This window comes from Candidatus Pelagibacter sp. HIMB1709, from assembly GCF_052047635.1.
Taxonomy (GTDB): Bacteria; Pseudomonadota; Alphaproteobacteria; order Pelagibacterales; family Pelagibacteraceae; genus Pelagibacter.
On record NZ_JBNAJW010000001.1, the window covers coordinates 149,109 to 165,319 of the forward strand.

Here is a 16,211-nt window from a genome sequence, read left to right on the forward strand (position 1 = left end):
AATGTCTGAAAAAATTAAAATTGCAGTTGATGCAATGGGAGGGGATGGTTCTCCTAAAAAAACAATTGATGGTATCATACTAAATCATCAATTAAATAAAGATGTATTCTATAAAATTTTTGGTGATGAAAAATTAATATTACCTCTGCTAAAAGGTAAAATAAAAAATGAATTCTATGAAATTATTCATACAGCAAATTCAATTAAAAGTACTGATAGTCCTTTAGAAGGAGCCAAGAGAGGTAAAGACACGAGTATGTGGCTTGCTGTACAAAGTGTAAAGGATCATCAAGCTGATATAGTTATATCTGCAGGAAATACTGGTGCATTATTAGTTGTATCGAAATTAAATCTTAAAATGATTGAAAGCATAGATAAACCTGCTTTATCAGCTTTGTGGCCAAATAAAAAGGGAATGAGTGTTGTGCTAGATTTAGGTGCAAATATTGAATGTAGTTCAAAAAATCTAAAAGATTTTTCTATTATGGGAGCTGCTCTTTATAACTCTTTATTTCCAAATAATAAGGCAAATGTAGCTTTATTAAATATTGGCTCTGAGGAATTAAAGGGAAATGAAACTATAAAAGAGACTTATCAATTACTTAATGAAAAAAAATCTGAAAATTACAATTTTTCTGGATACATAGAAGGAAACCACATAATGGATGGTGACGTAAATGTAATCGTTTCTGATGGGTTCACTGGAAATGTAGCACTTAAGACTGCTGAAGGAACAGCTAATTTTATAGTAAGTGAATTAAAAAGTACAATGACAAGTTCTATTTTAGGAAAAATATCTTCTTTATTAAATATATCGAATTTAAATAAGTTTAAGAAAAGATTAGATCCAAGATTATATAACGGAGCTATATTTATTGGTCTAGATTCTCCTGTTGTTAAAAGCCATGGAGGTACTGATTTTGTTGGCTTTTCAAATTCACTAGATGTTTGTCATAGAATTGTAAAAGGTAATTTGATAGAAAAGATCAAAAAGAATCTGATATGAGAATAAATTTAACTAAGAAAGATTTAGTTAATTTAATTTATATGCAGCTTGGTTTTTCTAAGCAAATCTCAGATAATTTGATTGAGGATTTTTTATCAACAATTACAGAAAATATTATATCTGAAAAAAAACTTAAATTATCAAAATTCGGCACTTTTTCAGTAAGACAAAAAAAATCAAGAATAGGAAGAAATCCAAAAACTAAAGAAACAAAAATGATTTCAAGCAGAGATGTAGTTTTATTTAAACCTTCAAAAGAATTTAAGGACTTTATTAACAATAAAAACAATGGATAAAGCAGATCAAGCCTACAAAACTATAGGTGAAGTTGCGCAAATTTTAGGTTTAAAAGTAAATAAAAAAGGTATTTTGCCAACACACATAATAAGATTTTGGGAAACACAATTTAAACAATTAAAACCAAAAATCCTGAACTCTAATAGAAGATATTATGATGAAAAAAATATAGACCTTCTAAAAAAAATTAAATTTTTACTCAAAGAGCAAGGTATGACAATCAATGGGGTAAAAAAACTCCTAGATAATGAAGATACTTTAAAGCTTGACGAAATGGCAGATAAATCTATAAAAGCTGAAAAATTGAAAAATAAATTAACTAAGATTTCTGAAATTTTAAAAACATTAAAATAAATGGCAAAAAAAACCCACGTAAAAGTTAGATTAGTACCTGAGGCCAAACCCGACAGTTCTTTTTTTTATTATGTAAAAAAACCTGCTGGTGGTGAAAAAGCAAAAGTTAAGTTATCTGCTAAAAAATACAATCCAGATACACGAAAGCATGAAATGTTTGTGGAAAAAAAACTCCCACCACATAGCAAATAACTATTTTTTTTTAAAATTTCTTCTTTCGTAATCAATATAAGACCAGATCATATTTTTCCATATTCGATTAGTAATCCTAGGATCAATTCTCTGTTTAATAGATTTTGCTTTAATATTCTTTAATATGAGGTTGATTCTTTTTTTATCTACTATTTCTTTTTTAAATTCTTTTAGCTTTAAAACTTCTTCAACTAATTTTGTTCTTTTTTTTATGAGAGATAATAACTTATTATCTAATTTGTCTAATTTAACTCTTATTAAATCTAGTTTTTTTTTATTATTTGGCGACATTTAATTTATTGGAATACTTAATAATTATTATATTTATCTGAGCATGTACAGTGAGAATAATCATTTAAATTATCAACTTAAATTGTGGATGCTATCACTATTAGTTTTGGTTTCTTTAATTATATTAGTGGGTGGTTTAACAAGATTAACAGACTCTGGTCTATCTATTACCACGTGGGAATTATTTGTTGGTTTTTTTCCACCTTTTTCAAATGAAAAATGGTTAGAGTATTTTAATTTATATAAAACGATACCTGAGTACACCCAACAAAACTACAACATGACTTTAGATGACTTTAAAGTAATATTTTGGTGGGAGTGGGGACATAGACAGTTGGGAAGAATAATAGGTTTAACGGTGTTGCTCCCAATGATCTATTTTTCAATCAAGCATGGATTTTGGATTATTAAAAAATATGGAATTATTTTTTTACTAGTTTGTTTTCAAGGATTTTTGGGTTGGTACATGGTATCAAGTGGATTAGTTGAAAGAATTGATGTTAGTCATTATAGATTAGCAATACATTTGGTTACAGCCTTTATAATTTTATCAATTGTGTATTGGCAATTTTTAAAATTGTCATCTTCTTTAAACAAAATAGTTGTTAATGATTTTTTTATTCTAAAAATATTTTTATTTTTATTATTTCTGCAAATAATTATAGGAGCTTTTGTATCTGGTATGGATGCTGGTAAAATTTATAACACATGGCCACTAATGGGAGTTAATTATTTTCCAGACGATAGTAGTTTTAAAGAATTTTTAAATTTAAAAGTTTTTGATAATCCATCGATTGTTCAATTTATTCATCGAAATTTGGCATACATAATCTTCGTAATTTATGCTTTAATTCTCTTCAAAATAATAAATTCAGGAAATAAAAATTTATTTAAACCAATTGCAATAATTGGCTTTAGTTTGTTACTTCAAATTATTCTTGGCGTGATAACTATTTTATCTGGAGTAAAAATGTTATTTGCATCTTTACACCAGATAAATTCTATTTTGGTAATACTTTCAACTTTGTATCTTGTATTTAGTTCTCAATACAAAAGATAAATTAACTAGTTTCTATTTGTAGACATAATAATAAAACTAACTAACTGCTTTTAAATTACCTTTTGATGACTTATCTAAAGCTTGATCTAAATCATCAATGATATCATCAATATGTTCTAAACCAATACAAAGTCTAACATACCCAGGGGTTACACCAGAAGCAGCTAATTCATCTTCATTTAATTGACTATGAGTAGTTGTTGCTGGATGTATTGCTAAACTTCTAGCATCACCTATATTTGCGACGTGATAAAACATTTTTAAAGCCTCAATGAACTTTTTACCAGCCTCGATACCACCAGCTAATTCAATACCAACTAAAGCACCATTACCATTCTTTAGATATTTTTTTGCTCTGTTTGATATCTCCTCATTATGTTCAGTAGCATAAATTACTCTCTCAACAGCTTTATGATTTTTTAAGTACTCAACCACTTTTGCAGCATTATCACAATGTTGTTTCATTCTTAAAGCAACTGTTTCAAGTCCTTGTATAACACCAAATGCATTATCTGGAGAAAGTGCTGATCCCAAATCTCTTAACAAGGTTACCCTTGCTCGTACTGCAAAGGCAACATTTGCACCTGTTAATTCAGGCACAGCTTTACCCCAAACAACACCTCCATAACTTGCATCTGGTTCATTAAATAGTGGCTGTCTTTTTGGATCTGCTGTCCAATCAAAATTTCCACCATCTACCAGTGCGCCTCCAACTACTGTTCCATGACCTGCTATATATTTTGTTAAAGAATAAACAACCACAGCAGCACCATGTTCAATTGGTTTACAAATTACAGGGGCAGCAGTGTTATCCAAGATTAATGGAATGTTATATTTTCTACCAATATTTGAAACTTCTTTAATTGGAAAAACTCTTAAATATGGGTTTGGCAATGTCTCTCCATAAAAAGCTCTAGTTTTATCGTCTATTGCTTTTTCAAAGTTTTTTGGATCAGAAGGATCTGCATATCTTACTTCTATACCAAGCTTACTTAAAGTATGTGTAAACAACGAAACTGTTCCACCATATAAATCTGTTGAACTGACAATATTGTCTCCAGCTTGAGCAACGTTTAATATTGCAAAAGTAGAAGCAGTTTGACCAGAAGCTACAGTTAAACTTGCAAGACCACTTTCAAGAGCAGCGATTCTCTTTTCTAACACATCGTTAGTTGGATTCATTATTCGTGTATAGATGTTTCCAAACTCTTTTAACGCAAATAAATTAGCTGCATGTTCAGTGTTATTAAATTGATACGAGGTTGTTCTATAAATTGGAACTGCTACCGAATTTGTAGCTGGATCACTTCTGTAATCTCCACCATGTATCGCAATAGTTTCTGGATTATTTCTTTTTGTACTCATTTTTACTCCTTTTTTAGTGCTTTTGCTTTCTGCAAGGCGCACAATACAGTTCAAATGCCTACCGATTTAAAATTTTGTTAAAATTCCATTTTAGCAGTTTTATGCCCGCAATAGGATCAAATCGGCGTAAGACAAATAGCATATTAGTTATGTTTTACAAGCTAAATATAAAATTGACTTTGAATAATTTAATAGTATTAATCCTGGCACAATGACAAAATTCACAAAAAAAGATCAAGTCACATCATCCTGGTACGAGATAGACGCAAAAAATGCAGTTGTGGGAAGATTAGCGACTGTTGTATCTAATATTATTAGAGGTAAAAATAAGACTACATATACACCTCACATGGATGATGGAGATTTTGTTGTAGTAAAAAATATCGAACAAGCAAAATTTACTGGTAAGAAGTTTCAAAATAAAAAGTACTATAGACATACAGGGCATCCTGGTGGAATTAAAGTTACTACACCAGAAAAACTTCATGAAAAAAAACCTGGAGAAACTTTAAAACTAGCAGTTAAAAGAATGTTGCCCGGTGGAGTTTTGGGTAGAAAACAATTAACAAAATTAAAAATTTATTCTGGAAGTGACCATCCTCATGCTGCACAAAATCCAAAAATTATAGAATTAGATAAACTAAACAATAAAAACATTGCAAGAAATTAATATGGAAAACGTACAATCAAACATAAAAACTCCAAAATTAAAGTTAGATTTTAAAGATAGTAAGTACGCGACAGGTAGAAGAAAAACTTCAATAGCGAAAGTTTGGTTAAAAAAAGGTTCTGGTAAAATTTATGTAAATGGCAAATTATATAATGAATATTTTGCTGACGAAATTCATAAAATGCAAATTACAAGACCTTTTGAGATTATAAATCAAGCTACAGATTATGATGTTAGATGTAGTGTAAAAGGTGGTGGACCTACAGGTCAAGCTGGAGCAATGGTTCATGGTATTTCTAAAGCTTTAGTTCTCTTTGATGAAAATTTAAAAACAACATTGAAAACTGAAAAGCTTACAACCAGAGACTCTAGAGCTGTTGAGAGAAAAAAACCTGGAAGAAGAAAAGCAAGAAGAAGCTTCCAGTTTTCTAAAAGATAATTTTTTTTACAATTTAAACTGCTATAATAAAAAATGCCTAAGCTTAATGCATTAGTTGCCGGATCTACAGGATATATTGGCGTTCAATTAATCAAGTTATTAATTAGCCACAAATATATTAATATTAGATATTTATGTGGAAATTCGTCTGTTGGAAAAAATATTTCTTATTATGACAAATCTCTGTCCAAAAAAAAATTACCTAAAATCGTAAAATTTAATCCTAAATTGTTAAATGGTATTGATGTTGTCTTTACAGCTCTACCAAATGGTGAAGCTCAAGATATAGCAAAAAAACTTAATGATAATATTACTCTAATTGATTTAGCAGCAGATTTTAGATTAAAAAAAGCTAATGATTATTTAAAATGGTATAAACAAAAACATCGAGCCCCAAAACTACAGAAGAAAAGCATTTATTGTTTGCCAGAAATAAATCGTGATGAATTAAAAAATCACAATATTATTTCATGTCCAGGATGTTACCCAACATCAATATTATTACCTCTTGTTCCACTAATTAAAAAAAAATTAGTTAAATTAGATAATATAATTATTGATTCAAAATCTGGATATTCTGGTGCCGGTAGAGGAGTTCATAAAAAATATAAAGATAAGAATTTATACGAGTCTTTAAGTGCTTATGGTGTTGGTTTTCATAGACATAATTCTGAAATTCATCAATTTTTAAGCAAATTTACAAATAAAAATTTTCAATTTAGTTTTACTCCACATTTATCTCCAATGTTTAGAGGTATATTAAGTACAATTTATCTAGATTTAGAAAAAAATATAAATCAATCAAAAATTATCAAAACACTTGAGATGTTTTATAAGGGAGAAAATTTTGTTAAAATATTAGACTCTGATAAACTCTTGAGCACAAATGATGTTATCAATACAAACAATTGCTTTATCACAGTGTGTAAATCAAAATATAAAAATAAAATAATCATTATTTCTGCAATAGATAATTTAATAAAAGGTGGAGCAGGTCAGGCTGTTCAAAATTTAAATAATAAATTTAATTTTCCCGAAAGAACTGCTTTAAAATGAAATATTTGTTCATTATTTTTCTAATTTTTTTATGTAGTTGTTCTTTAAATAAAGATTCTCAGTATTGGACAGAACATCCTGCCGAAAATAAAAAAAATAAAAAAAAAATAACTGAAATACTTAAAAAGTCAGACGATATAACAAAAATGACATTAGAAGAATATGAGATTTATATAGATGACTATACTAAAAAAAGTAAATATCCAGATATAAGCAAATGAATAATATAGTGAATGTTGCAGTTGTTGGACTTGGTCAAGTTGGTAATTATTTATTTAATGAACTAATTGTTAAAAAAAAAGATATTGAAATTAAAACAGGCAAAAGAGTAAATGTAGTAGCTATTTCTGCAAAAAATATAAATAAAAAAAGAAAATATAAAATTAATAGAAAAATTTTTTATAAAAATCCTTTTGAAATTTTTAAAAAAGAAAAAGTTGATATATTATTTGAAGTAATTGGACAATCTGATGGAGTTTCTAAAAAATTAGTTGAAACTGCTTTAAAGAATAAAATTCATGTAATTACACCAAACAAAGCTTTAATTTCAAAACATGGAAACAATTTAGCAAAACTAGCTGAAAAAAATAATGTCAATTTAGAATTCGAAGCATCTGTTGCTGGTGGGATACCGATATTGAGATCTATTAAAGAAGGATTAGCTACTAATAAATTATCTAAAGTTTATGGAATTTTAAATGGTACTTCAAATTATATATTATCAGAGATGGAAAATTCTGAGCAAAATTTTGTAGATGTTTTGAAAAAAGCTCAACTGCTTGGATATGCAGAACCTGGTAATCCTAAATTAGATTTAAATGGTTTTGACGCATTTGCAAAAGTAAGAATTTTATCTGCTTTGGCTTTTAATAGTAAAATATCAAATAAAAAATGTTTAATGGAAGGAATAGAAAAGATTGATTTAAAAGATATTAAAATTGCAAATCAATTAGACTTAAGAATTAAACTACTGGGTATCTCTGAACTCAAAAATAATCAACTTTTTGAAACTGTTCATCCATGTCTTGTCAGTAAAAAATCGTATATTGGTAATGTAAATGGAGTAATGAATGCTGTGATCCTTAATGGTAAACCAGTGGGAGAAAGTTTATTACAAGGGGAGGGTGCTGGACCAGGTCCTACTTCATCATCTTTATTATCTGATTTATTATCTATTTTAAGAGGAAACATCAAAAAGCCATTTGGTGTAAGTGTAAATAAGCTAAAAACTTTAAAGACTTACAATGTAAATAATTATATTAATTCTTTATATTTAAGATTTGAAGTTAAAGATAAACCAGGCGTTTTATCCCAAATAACCAATCGTTTAGCTAAATATAAAATTTCTGTCAAAAGATTAATTCAAACTCCAGATAAAAAAAATAATAAAGCTACAATTGTAATAGTTACTCATAAAACCACAGAATTAAATTGTAATAGCTGTTTATCTATATTTAAAAAAAATAAGAATATCTTAAAATCACCTACGTTAATTAGATTGCTTGATTAATGGAAATTTATTTCAAGCTTTTTGAAGTTTTATTTCCTGTATTTTTTATCATTGCTATTGGCTATTATCTTGGAAAAAAAAACCCAAAGTTAGATACAGATTTTATTACAAATTTTGCTGGGAATATTGGTAGTCCAGCAATGGTATTTTATGCAATAACAACCACAGGCATTTCATTTAACATTTTTGTAGAATATTTTTGGTATTCATTAATTCTTATAATTGGCTTTAGTTTTATAGGAATAATTTTTTTAAAATTTCTTAAAAAAGACATTGTAACAGAACTACCTCCTTTTATTTTACCTAATACAGGTAATATGGGGTTACCTTTGTGTTTATTTGCTTATGGAAATCAAGGTTTGGGCATTGCTGCAACAATTTCCTCTTTAGTAATTCTTTTCCATTTTACTTTGGGTGTTTTTTTGGCAAGTAAAAAATTTGAACTTAGTTTACTTTTAAGAAGTCCACCTGTTTATGCAATAATAATATCAGTCTTATTTTTATTTTTTGAAATTGAAGTTCCTGTATTTTTGTTCAACACAACCATGATGCTAACTTATGCTGCAATTTTTTTAATATTAATGTCTTTAGGTATAGCATTAACAAGATTTAAGGTTTTTTCATTCAAATCAGCTTTTATTTCATCAATTGGAAGAGTAATTATTGGTCCTGTAATTGGTTTTATATTAATTAAATATTTTAATCTATCTGGATTTGCTGCAGGTGTATTATTAATTCAATGTTCAATGCCAAGTGCTGTTTTAACTTACTTGGTTGGCTCAATGTATTCTTCAAAAGAAGTTGTTGATAGCATAGCAAGTATGATTGTCGTATCAACTATAATGTCATTTATAACAGTTCCTATAACAATATTCTTTGCTTTAAAATATTTCTATTAAAGGATATCCTTCTATTATGAAGGCTATAATTTTAAATGCATCTGCTTGGATGATTGTTCCAGTGATGGATGCTTTTGCTAAATATTTAAGCTCATCAATGGATGTTTTGCAAATAACGTGGGCCAGATATTTTTTTACTGTAGTCTTTACCTTGTCGTTAATGCTTATTTTTTATAGACAATCACTTGTTTGGACCAAAAAACCAGGTCTTCAACTAATAAGAGGATTGATATTTGTTTTTTCTACATATTTATTCTTTTATGCGATTTCTGAAATTTCGCTCCCTAAAGCCTTAACATTAGCATTTGTAGCTCCAATTTGTGTAACAGCTTTATCTCCATTTTTTTTAAATGAGAAAGTAGGGGTTAAGAGGTGGACCGCTGTTTCTTTGGGATTTATTGGAACTTTGATTGTTATTAGGCCAGGTTTTATTGAGCTTAATTTTGCTACTTTAGCTGCTTTGGGAAATGGAATTTGTTATGGATTTTACCTTATTATAACTAGAAAACTAAGTACTTCAGATAACCCTCTTTTAACGCTTTTGCTTTCAGGTTTAATTGGAACAGTCATTATTAGCTTATTTATGCCTTCTGTATGGATAAATCCTACTACAAATCAGTGGATTTTAATGGCTTTAATCGGCCTTATAGCCTCTGTAGCCCATCTTTTCCTAATTTTATCACTTAAATATGCTGATGCATCTAAATTAGCTCCTTTGGGCTATACGGAAATCATAACCAACATATTAATTAGCTATTATTTCTTTCATGAATTACCTGATAATTGGACTTACTTAGGTCTTTTTATAATTGTCTTAAGCGGTCTCTATATAACGAGAAGAGAGTACATTTTAAAAACAAGTAATTAATAGTAATTATTTATATACTAATTATTAATGTTTAACATTAATATATTACATTAAATTACTGTAATTATTAAATAAATTTAATATATAAAAATACATTAATATGTAGTGAAGTAGAGTAATATTTCGGTTTTTTAATTGTAATAATTAATATTAAAGGCTTTTTTTGGGTCACATTGATTTAAAAAAAACACTAAATTTAGTTAAAAGCGATTAAAATAATATAAATTTCTAAAAGTGTTTAATTTCAACAGTTTTTTACTAATAGAATTCTAAAGTATTCTTTTTCATCAAAAATTGTAGGGCAGGTGGCTTAAAAAAAACTCTAAAATAAAGCAAATTTAAGACATTAAAAAAGGATTGAAATCATTTAAAAATAGAGCAATGCAGTAATAGAATATGCTCTTTAATCGCCCATAGAGGGTATTTATTTAGTTATATTTAGATCTATAGTACAACTGAAGGGTGAATAGCTCTATTTACGTGATTATGTGTGAAAACTGATTAAAAACCTTTATTTTCAACACTTTTTTAACCTTAAATGTCTACTTTTTCAGATCTAAGTAAACGCAGTTTAGTCTTAATTCCACCTTTTCCTGAGTATCCTCCGAGTGATCCATCAGTCCTAATTACCCTATGACAAGGTATTTTCGGAGGATATGGGTTTTTACCAACTGCATTTGCTACTGCTCTATGAGCTTTTGGCCTACCAATAGCTTTCGCCACCTGAAGGTAAGTTCTGACTTCTCCTCTAGGTATTTTTTTTAAGTAATTCCAAACCTTTATCTGAAATTTAGTCCCTTTTAAGTTCATATAATTCAAATCCTGTGTTTTTTGCAATTTTATCATATATTTTTTTTGCTGTCTCATTGGAAGAGTGGGTTATCCAACGAATTCCATCCCAATTATTTTCTTTAGATAAGGATTCTAAGTGTTTGATAAGTTTTTGAGCTATTTTTTGGCCTCTAAAATGTTCATCCACAAACAAATCATCTAAAAATCCGATATATTGACCTTTAATTGGTCTTGGCATTGTTCTGTAGTGTGCAATTCCAACAATTTTATCCTCAATTTCGTAACAAATTCCATTAACAACATGATTTTCGTCGTGTAACCAACTCCATAAAGTGTCTAAAATCTCTTGTTTCATAGGAACTTTATAAAATCTAGCATATCCACAATATAATTTTATCCAATTTTCTTTATCTTTTCTTTGAATTTTTCTAATCATTTATATTAATTATATTTTATAAATTATTGTAATTATTATCTTTTTTGATTTATGTAATTATATAATTTTTTAATCTTATCACTTGCACTTTTTTCAAACAATGCAGGTATAAATCCATGAATTAAAGCCATTAAACCTCCAATTAGCATTATAAAACTTACTTTTGTGGCTACAACCATGTGCTCACTATAACTTTCGTTAACTGAATTAAGATGTTGTTTAGATTTTTTTATCATAATTAATTAAAATATAGATATTGACTTATAAATTCTATTAATATATTATTTCCGATAATTAATGGTTATCGGAAATTATGAATAATTTAATAAATATAAAAAATTTAGAATTTGAAACAATCAAAAATTTAAAAAGCTCAAAAGCTTCAAATACATTGAGAGCTTACCAAGCTGATTTCAGAGATTTTTCAAATTTTTGCAGACAACATGGATTTAAAGAAATGCCAACTAATCCAAAAATATTATCATTATATTTAACTCATCTTTCATCTACATCAAGATACAGCACTCTAAAAAGAAGGATTGCATCTATAGGTATATTACATAAATTAAAAGGCCATTATCTAGACACTAAACATCCTATAATTGTTGAAAATTTAATGGGTATTAAAAGGAAATTAGGTATTAATCAAAAAAGCAAAAAACCATTATTAATCAATGATTTAAAATTAATTATTAATGTACTAGACAATACTAAAGGAAATTTTAATAAAAAATTAAGAGATAAAGCGATACTGCTAATTGGTTTTTCTGGAGGATTTAGAAGATCTGAATTAGTAAATATTGATTATGATGATCTAGAATTCGTTAATGAAGGTGTCAAAATTTTTATTAAAAGATCAAAAACTGATCAATCTGGAGAAGGATCAATAAAAGCAATACCATATTTCGATAAGGAAATTTATTGTCCAGTAAAAACTTTAAAAAATTGGTTGAATGAACAAAAAATTAAAACTGGTAAAATTTTTAATGTCTCAGATAAAACTATAGCCTTAATAATCAAAAAATACTCAAATTTAGCTGGTTTGGATGGCAATAAATATGCAGGTCACAGTTTGAGGTCAGGATTTGCTACATCTGCAGCCGAAGCTGGTGCCGAAGAAAGAAGTATAATGAATATGACAGGTCATAAATCAACAGAAATGGTTAGAAGATACATAAAAGAAGCTAATTTATTTAAAAATAACGCATTAAATAAAGTTAAATTCTAACTTTTAAAAATTATTTCACTACCTTTATTTACAAATTTAAACTTTATAATTGGTAGTTTATTAAAATTTTTAAATAATTTTTTTTGATATTTTTTTTTACAATAAACCAAAACAAAACCACCCCCTCCTGATCCAATAACTTTACCACCTGAAGCTCCACATTTAATGGCCAAGTTATAAATCTCATCTATATTTTTATTAGTTACTTTGTTTGATAATGATTTTTTAAAATTCCAATATTCATTTAACATTTCACCGACAATATCTATAGAATTATTTTGATTTAAAACATCTTTAAAGTTTAAAGTAATTTTTTTGATTTTATCTAGTGTAATTAAATTTTTATCTAGAGATTTTACTTTATCTTTTTCTACATCATTAGAATATCTATGCAAACCGGTGTAAATTAAAAAAAAATTATTGTTTAATAAAAATAAATTTTTTTTGGAAATTGATAAATTATCAACTTGAAAGTTTCCATCTTTTTTAAAATTAATAAAATTAAAACCACCATATGAAGCCCACACTTGATCTTGTGAGCCACAATTTTCATTAAGTTTATTTTGTTCAATAAAAATAGCTTTTTTAGCTAATTTTTTTTTAGAGATATGTTTATTTTGTAAATTTTGTATCGCATTTATTAATCCAACACAAAAAGATGAGCTAGTTCCAAGACCAGAATTTTTTTGTAAATCACCTTGGTAGTGAATTTCTAATCCTTTTTTGATTTTTAAATCTTTAAAAACAGCTTTTACCATAGGATGAATTATTTCATCACTATTATTAACAGTCTCATTTTTAGACCAAACAATTCTATGTTTGTAATTAAAAACATTTGGTAAATATCTTACAGTAACGTAAGAAAATTTATCAATAGTTCCCCCTATAACACATCCACCAAATTTAGAATAATACTCAGGAAAATCAGTACCACCGCCAAACAATGATACTCTAAAAGGGGTTTTGCAAATTATCATTAAAATAAATTATCCAAGAAAGCACAAATAGAATGGAGTATCATTTTGTGAGCTTCTTGAATTGATCCCGTTTTATTTGATGGAATGATAATAGATTTATTAGAGTATTTTTTTAATTCCCCTCCCCCTTTTCCAAGAAGAGAAATTAAATAAATTTTATTTTTTTTACAATATTTAGCTAATTTTATTAGGTTTAAAGATTGATTATTTTTTATATTTCCACCACTTGTGGATAGCAGAAACAGACAATCACCTTTTTTCGCATATCCAGAAAACTCTCTTTCAATATAATCGTTAAAATTAAAATCATTTGACCACGCTGTAATGGCTGCTGTATTTGAACCTAGTAAATAGAAAGGAAGAGGTTTTCTTTTTCTATTTTCATAAGTTGCTGTTAATTCTCCAACAAAATGAGAGCCATCAGCAAATGAACCACCATTACCATAAACATAAATTTTATTTTTTTTTCTTATAATGTTTGTTAAAAAATTAGAAATTTCTTCTATCCTGTTTAATTCTTTACTTAATAATTTGTATACTCTTAAACTTTCTTTATAGTGATTTTTTATATTACGATTCATTTTATGATATCTTTTATCTGTTTATACAAAGAAATTTTATTTTTGTAGTAAAATCTAACAGAAGCTTTTTTTGATGCCAATCTATCAGTTATTTTATCTCCTATAAAATAACTTTTTTTAGTATCAATATTCCATTTCTTTATCGCTTTTTCAAACATTCCAATATTTGGTTTTCTATCCCTAGAATTATTTCGATATTTTATATGTCTTGAATGCTTATAATAAGGTGCATAATAAATATCATCTATTTTAGCTTCATTGTAATTATTAATTTCTTTCGACATTTTTAGATGAATATCTTTTAATTTTTTTTCAGTAATCAACCCTTTCCCTACTGCAGCTTGATTAGTTAAAATAATAACTAAAAATTTTTTTTCATTTAAATAATGAATAGCTTTTTTAACACCAGATAAAAATTTAAATTTAGAAAAATTTAATATATATCCATTATCTTTATTTAGAACACCATCTCTATCTAAAAAAAAAGCTTTATTTTTTAAAAGTTTATATTGTTTTTTTATTATTTTTAAATTTTGATAAGAACCAATATCTATAATTTTTTCTGAAAATAAAATACCTTTAATTTTTTTTTTATTAATTAGTTCATTTAAAACTTCATTTTCTAATGATTGTTCTTTATTTTTTATGAATTCAAATATCTGTTTTTTAAAAAGATATATTCCTCCATTAGATAATCTAGATTTATTTTTCGTATATTCTACTGTTTCATTTTTATTTAAACTAATCCTGTTGATTTTATTATTATTTATTAAATTTTTTGAGTATGTAAGGGCCATCACACCAATTTGATTAATTATATTCATTTTCATAATTACATTTAAATCAATATCGAAATAAGTGTCACCATTCATTAAAATAAAATTATTTTTTAATTTATTTCTTAATTTGTAAAGTGCTCCCGCAGTACCTTTTTGAGTTCCTTCATCAATACATGTAATTAAAGAGTTATGTATTTTTTTTTTATGATATTTTGAAAAAAAAATTTTTTTTTTATATGAGCAAAGTAAATAAATATTATTAAAATTATATTTTATAAGTTTTAAAATTAATTGATCAAGGAAAGGTTTAGATCCTATTTTAATTAATGGTTTAGGGATTTTATTTGTAAATCTACTAATTCTTGAACCCTTACCCCCAACAAGTATTACGATATCTTTAACTTTCATTTAAAATCTTTAATAAATCCACTGCAACATTTTTATAGGATCTGAAATTTCTTTTTTGATATAATTTTTTTTTTAAGTTTAAATAAATTGTATCATCATTTAAAATTTGTGAAGCGTAGTTTATAAATTCCTCTTTATTTTTTGCCAAATAACCAGTTATATCATGCTCTACTCTTTCATATAAACTTCCATACCCCATAGTAATTAAGGGCAAACACAATTCTCTTGCCTCTTCTGCAGCCAAACAAAATACCTCCCCTTTATGGCCAGGATTTAACATTACTCTAGAGTTTAGTAGATCTTGAATTAAATCATTTTTATTACCTTTGTTTCTTAAAAAAATATTATTTTTTTTGTCCTCCATAGATAAATCATAAGGAGGATTTATATATAATTCAGCATCTGGAGATTTTTTTTTAATTTCTTTCCAGCATTCTAGTAAGAAATTTAAGTTACGATCTGATCTAGTTGTAAAAATTGCTCTTTTGAAAGGTATAAAATCTTTGTTAACATTTGTGTTTATAAAATCATAATCTGTAGCAATTGGTAGGATTTTTTTTCCAAAAATTGATGTTAAAAAACTTCTAGTTTTAAAGTGATACATTCCTTCAAGTAATAAAATTGGTTTATTAATTAAGAATGGAAAAAGTTGCTTTTTTCTAATAAATTTTTCAATTGGTTGAACACTATGAGACCATAAAAATTTTTTTTTACAATTGATTTTTGATAACAAATTAGCATCAGACATAGCTATTAAATAATCTGGAACATCTAAAGAATTAATATTATTGATATTTGACCAAATTAAATTTTCTAAATTTCTAAGATTTTCACTTTTATTAAAGACTTTAATAAGCAAGTTTTTATTTTTAGACAGTTCAAGAGAAATATTTATGAGAGTTTTTTCAGATCCCGCAATATGTGGAGAATTTAAATCAGTGAAATCAAAATTTGAGGAAGATTCAATAAAATAAATTTTTGTTTGCATTTAATTAATATTAAT

22 protein-coding genes and 1 riboswitch are annotated in these 16,211 nt (G+C 26.7%); of the genes, 13 read left to right on the top strand and 9 right to left on the bottom strand.

The genetic code is table 11. The features are described from left to right. The first annotated feature begins 1 nt into the window (after window position 1). From plsX to ACTTAR_RS00885, 4 genes are read left to right on the top strand one after another with little or no spacing between them, the layout of a single operon-like run. The gene (plsX, locus tag ACTTAR_RS00870; protein ID WP_440680756.1) at window positions 2-1,006 is read left to right on the top strand and encodes a phosphate acyltransferase PlsX; all 1,005 of its coding nucleotides are present in this window, start codon (window positions 2-4) and stop codon (window positions 1,004-1,006) included. Beyond that, window positions 1,003-1,302 carry an integration host factor subunit alpha gene (locus ACTTAR_RS00875; protein ID WP_440680757.1) on the top strand — a complete coding sequence of 100 codons (300 nt, stop codon included), beginning with the start codon at window positions 1,003-1,005 and terminating at the stop codon, window positions 1,300-1,302. The genes plsX and ACTTAR_RS00875 overlap by 4 nt, the downstream gene beginning before the upstream one ends. Then, window positions 1,295-1,657, top strand: coding sequence for a MerR family transcriptional regulator (locus ACTTAR_RS00880; RefSeq protein ID WP_440680758.1), 363 nt, complete (start codon window positions 1,295-1,297; stop codon window positions 1,655-1,657). The genes ACTTAR_RS00875 and ACTTAR_RS00880 overlap by 8 nt, the downstream gene beginning before the upstream one ends. Continuing rightward, a complete protein-coding gene (locus ACTTAR_RS00885) occupies window positions 1,658-1,849 on the top strand; it encodes a 50S ribosomal protein L33 (protein WP_029454666.1) in 192 nt (63 codons plus the stop codon). It begins immediately after the preceding gene. Here the strand turns inward: ACTTAR_RS00885 and ACTTAR_RS00890 are convergent, their stop codons facing one another. Further along, window positions 1,850-2,140 carry a chorismate mutase gene (locus ACTTAR_RS00890; protein ID WP_440697441.1) on the bottom strand — a complete coding sequence of 97 codons (291 nt, stop codon included), beginning with the start codon at window positions 2,138-2,140 and terminating at the stop codon, window positions 1,850-1,852. It abuts the gene before it with no gap. 88 nt (window positions 2,141-2,228) lie between these two features. Here ACTTAR_RS00890 and ACTTAR_RS00895 point away from each other — a divergent pair, with 88 nt between their 5' ends. Beyond that, complete coding sequence (locus ACTTAR_RS00895) at window positions 2,229-3,200, top strand: COX15/CtaA family protein (protein WP_440697442.1); 972 nt, start codon at window positions 2,229-2,231, stop codon at window positions 3,198-3,200. A 36-nt stretch (window positions 3,201-3,236) separates the two neighbouring features. On the opposite strand, the gene ACTTAR_RS00900 is transcribed toward ACTTAR_RS00895, so the two are convergent. Next, on the bottom strand, window positions 3,237-4,565 hold the full coding sequence (locus tag ACTTAR_RS00900) for an O-acetylhomoserine aminocarboxypropyltransferase/cysteine synthase family protein (RefSeq protein ID WP_440697443.1): 1,329 nt from the start codon (window positions 4,563-4,565) through the stop codon (window positions 3,237-3,239). A gap of 2 nt (window positions 4,566-4,567) precedes the next feature. Then, window positions 4,568-4,634: riboswitch (SAM riboswitch) on the bottom strand. Window positions 4,635-4,776: 142 nt separating this feature from the next. Here ACTTAR_RS00900 and rplM point away from each other — a divergent pair. The 7 genes from rplM to ACTTAR_RS00935 are packed head-to-tail and all read left to right on the top strand — an operon-like array spanning window position 4,777 to window position 10,007. Further along, the gene (gene rplM / locus ACTTAR_RS00905) at window positions 4,777-5,235 is read left to right on the top strand and encodes a 50S ribosomal protein L13 (protein WP_440680762.1); all 459 of its coding nucleotides are present in this window, start codon (window positions 4,777-4,779) and stop codon (window positions 5,233-5,235) included. Between the two features lies 1 nt (window position 5,236). Then, the gene (rpsI, locus tag ACTTAR_RS00910; protein ID WP_440633395.1) at window positions 5,237-5,674 is read left to right on the top strand and encodes a 30S ribosomal protein S9; all 438 of its coding nucleotides are present in this window, start codon (window positions 5,237-5,239) and stop codon (window positions 5,672-5,674) included. Between the two features lie 33 nt (window positions 5,675-5,707). Further along, window positions 5,708-6,730 (top strand): N-acetyl-gamma-glutamyl-phosphate reductase, encoded by a 1,023-nt coding sequence (gene argC, locus ACTTAR_RS00915; protein WP_440680763.1) that lies wholly within the window; start codon window positions 5,708-5,710, stop codon window positions 6,728-6,730. Beyond that, entirely contained in the window at window positions 6,727-6,951 is a 225-nt protein-coding gene (locus ACTTAR_RS00920; RefSeq protein WP_440697444.1) for a hypothetical protein, read from the top strand. The genes argC and ACTTAR_RS00920 overlap by 4 nt, the downstream gene beginning before the upstream one ends. Further along, on the top strand, window positions 6,948-8,240 hold the full coding sequence (locus tag ACTTAR_RS00925; protein ID WP_440697445.1) for a homoserine dehydrogenase: 1,293 nt from the start codon (window positions 6,948-6,950) through the stop codon (window positions 8,238-8,240). Before ACTTAR_RS00920 ends, ACTTAR_RS00925 begins: the two co-directional genes overlap by 4 nt. Continuing rightward, window positions 8,240-9,139, top strand: a complete 900-nt coding sequence (locus ACTTAR_RS00930; RefSeq protein WP_440697446.1) for an AEC family transporter — start codon at window positions 8,240-8,242, stop codon at window positions 9,137-9,139. The genes ACTTAR_RS00925 and ACTTAR_RS00930 overlap by 1 nt, the downstream gene beginning before the upstream one ends. 16 nt (window positions 9,140-9,155) lie before the next feature. Next, the gene (locus ACTTAR_RS00935; protein WP_440697447.1) at window positions 9,156-10,007 is read left to right on the top strand and encodes a DMT family transporter; all 852 of its coding nucleotides are present in this window, start codon (window positions 9,156-9,158) and stop codon (window positions 10,005-10,007) included. 534 nt (window positions 10,008-10,541) lie between these two features. Here ACTTAR_RS00935 and ACTTAR_RS00940 read toward each other — a convergent pair. The 3 genes from ACTTAR_RS00940 to ACTTAR_RS00950 are packed head-to-tail and all read right to left on the bottom strand — an operon-like array spanning window position 10,542 to window position 11,471. Continuing rightward, window positions 10,542-10,817 carry a methylated-DNA--[protein]-cysteine S-methyltransferase gene (locus ACTTAR_RS00940; RefSeq protein ID WP_440680858.1) on the bottom strand — a complete coding sequence of 92 codons (276 nt, stop codon included), beginning with the start codon at window positions 10,815-10,817 and terminating at the stop codon, window positions 10,542-10,544. Further along, entirely contained in the window at window positions 10,798-11,235 is a 438-nt protein-coding gene (locus ACTTAR_RS00945; RefSeq protein ID WP_440697448.1) for an N-acetyltransferase family protein, read from the bottom strand. Before ACTTAR_RS00945 ends, ACTTAR_RS00940 begins: the two co-directional genes overlap by 20 nt. 35 nt (window positions 11,236-11,270) lie before the next feature. Then, window positions 11,271-11,471, bottom strand: a complete 201-nt coding sequence (locus tag ACTTAR_RS00950) for a DUF6356 family protein (RefSeq protein ID WP_440680860.1) — start codon at window positions 11,469-11,471, stop codon at window positions 11,271-11,273. 77 nt (window positions 11,472-11,548) lie between these two features. On the opposite strand from ACTTAR_RS00950, the gene ACTTAR_RS00955 reads away from it, so the two are divergent. Beyond that, complete coding sequence (locus tag ACTTAR_RS00955; protein ID WP_440680861.1) at window positions 11,549-12,463, top strand: site-specific integrase; 915 nt, start codon at window positions 11,549-11,551, stop codon at window positions 12,461-12,463. Here ACTTAR_RS00955 and ACTTAR_RS00960 read toward each other — a convergent pair. The 4 genes from ACTTAR_RS00960 to ACTTAR_RS00975 are packed head-to-tail and all read right to left on the bottom strand — an operon-like array spanning window position 12,460 to window position 16,196. Further along, window positions 12,460-13,440 carry a GHMP family kinase ATP-binding protein gene (locus tag ACTTAR_RS00960; RefSeq protein WP_440680862.1) on the bottom strand — a complete coding sequence of 327 codons (981 nt, stop codon included), beginning with the start codon at window positions 13,438-13,440 and terminating at the stop codon, window positions 12,460-12,462. The two genes, ACTTAR_RS00955 and ACTTAR_RS00960, sit on opposite strands and share 4 nt — an antisense overlap. Further along, window positions 13,440-14,021 carry a D-sedoheptulose-7-phosphate isomerase gene (locus ACTTAR_RS00965; RefSeq protein ID WP_440697449.1) on the bottom strand — a complete coding sequence of 194 codons (582 nt, stop codon included), beginning with the start codon at window positions 14,019-14,021 and terminating at the stop codon, window positions 13,440-13,442. Before ACTTAR_RS00965 ends, ACTTAR_RS00960 begins: the two co-directional genes overlap by 1 nt. Next, entirely contained in the window at window positions 14,018-15,208 is a 1,191-nt protein-coding gene (locus ACTTAR_RS00970) for an HAD-IIIA family hydrolase (RefSeq protein WP_440697450.1), read from the bottom strand. Before ACTTAR_RS00970 ends, ACTTAR_RS00965 begins: the two co-directional genes overlap by 4 nt. After that, window positions 15,198-16,196, bottom strand: a complete 999-nt coding sequence (locus ACTTAR_RS00975) for a glycosyltransferase (RefSeq protein ID WP_440697451.1) — start codon at window positions 16,194-16,196, stop codon at window positions 15,198-15,200. The genes ACTTAR_RS00970 and ACTTAR_RS00975 overlap by 11 nt, the downstream gene beginning before the upstream one ends. Between the last annotated feature and the right edge of the window lie 15 nt (window positions 16,197-16,211).

What these genes read in the sequence shown, in the direction of transcription:
- plsX (WP_440680756.1), top strand. Translation starts at nt 2, where the DNA reads ATGTCTGAAAAAATTAAAATTGCAGTTGATGCAATGGGAGGGGATGGT.
- ACTTAR_RS00875 (WP_440680757.1), top strand. Translation starts at nt 1,003, where the DNA reads ATGAGAATAAATTTAACTAAGAAAGATTTAGTTAATTTAATTTATATG.
- ACTTAR_RS00880 (WP_440680758.1), top strand. Translation starts at nt 1,295, where the DNA reads ATGGATAAAGCAGATCAAGCCTACAAAACTATAGGTGAAGTTGCGCAA.
- ACTTAR_RS00885 (WP_029454666.1), top strand. Translation starts at nt 1,658, where the DNA reads ATGGCAAAAAAAACCCACGTAAAAGTTAGATTAGTACCTGAGGCCAAA.
- ACTTAR_RS00890 (WP_440697441.1), bottom strand. Translation starts at nt 2,140, where the DNA reads ATGTCGCCAAATAATAAAAAAAAACTAGATTTAATAAGAGTTAAATTA.
- ACTTAR_RS00895 (WP_440697442.1), top strand. Translation starts at nt 2,229, where the DNA reads ATGCTATCACTATTAGTTTTGGTTTCTTTAATTATATTAGTGGGTGGT.
- ACTTAR_RS00900 (WP_440697443.1), bottom strand. Translation starts at nt 4,565, where the DNA reads ATGAGTACAAAAAGAAATAATCCAGAAACTATTGCGATACATGGTGGA.
- rplM (WP_440680762.1), top strand. Translation starts at nt 4,777, where the DNA reads ATGACAAAATTCACAAAAAAAGATCAAGTCACATCATCCTGGTACGAG.
- rpsI (WP_440633395.1), top strand. Translation starts at nt 5,237, where the DNA reads ATGGAAAACGTACAATCAAACATAAAAACTCCAAAATTAAAGTTAGAT.
- argC (WP_440680763.1), top strand. Translation starts at nt 5,708, where the DNA reads ATGCCTAAGCTTAATGCATTAGTTGCCGGATCTACAGGATATATTGGC.
- ACTTAR_RS00920 (WP_440697444.1), top strand. Translation starts at nt 6,727, where the DNA reads ATGAAATATTTGTTCATTATTTTTCTAATTTTTTTATGTAGTTGTTCT.
- ACTTAR_RS00925 (WP_440697445.1), top strand. Translation starts at nt 6,948, where the DNA reads ATGAATAATATAGTGAATGTTGCAGTTGTTGGACTTGGTCAAGTTGGT.
- ACTTAR_RS00930 (WP_440697446.1), top strand. Translation starts at nt 8,240, where the DNA reads ATGGAAATTTATTTCAAGCTTTTTGAAGTTTTATTTCCTGTATTTTTT.
- ACTTAR_RS00935 (WP_440697447.1), top strand. Translation starts at nt 9,156, where the DNA reads ATGAAGGCTATAATTTTAAATGCATCTGCTTGGATGATTGTTCCAGTG.
- ACTTAR_RS00940 (WP_440680858.1), bottom strand. Translation starts at nt 10,817, where the DNA reads ATGAACTTAAAAGGGACTAAATTTCAGATAAAGGTTTGGAATTACTTA.
- ACTTAR_RS00945 (WP_440697448.1), bottom strand. Translation starts at nt 11,235, where the DNA reads ATGATTAGAAAAATTCAAAGAAAAGATAAAGAAAATTGGATAAAATTA.
- ACTTAR_RS00950 (WP_440680860.1), bottom strand. Translation starts at nt 11,471, where the DNA reads ATGATAAAAAAATCTAAACAACATCTTAATTCAGTTAACGAAAGTTAT.
- ACTTAR_RS00955 (WP_440680861.1), top strand. Translation starts at nt 11,549, where the DNA reads ATGAATAATTTAATAAATATAAAAAATTTAGAATTTGAAACAATCAAA.
- ACTTAR_RS00960 (WP_440680862.1), bottom strand. Translation starts at nt 13,440, where the DNA reads ATGATAATTTGCAAAACCCCTTTTAGAGTATCATTGTTTGGCGGTGGT.
- ACTTAR_RS00965 (WP_440697449.1), bottom strand. Translation starts at nt 14,021, where the DNA reads ATGAATCGTAATATAAAAAATCACTATAAAGAAAGTTTAAGAGTATAC.
- ACTTAR_RS00970 (WP_440697450.1), bottom strand. Translation starts at nt 15,208, where the DNA reads ATGAAAGTTAAAGATATCGTAATACTTGTTGGGGGTAAGGGTTCAAGA.
- ACTTAR_RS00975 (WP_440697451.1), bottom strand. Translation starts at nt 16,196, where the DNA reads ATGCAAACAAAAATTTATTTTATTGAATCTTCCTCAAATTTTGATTTC.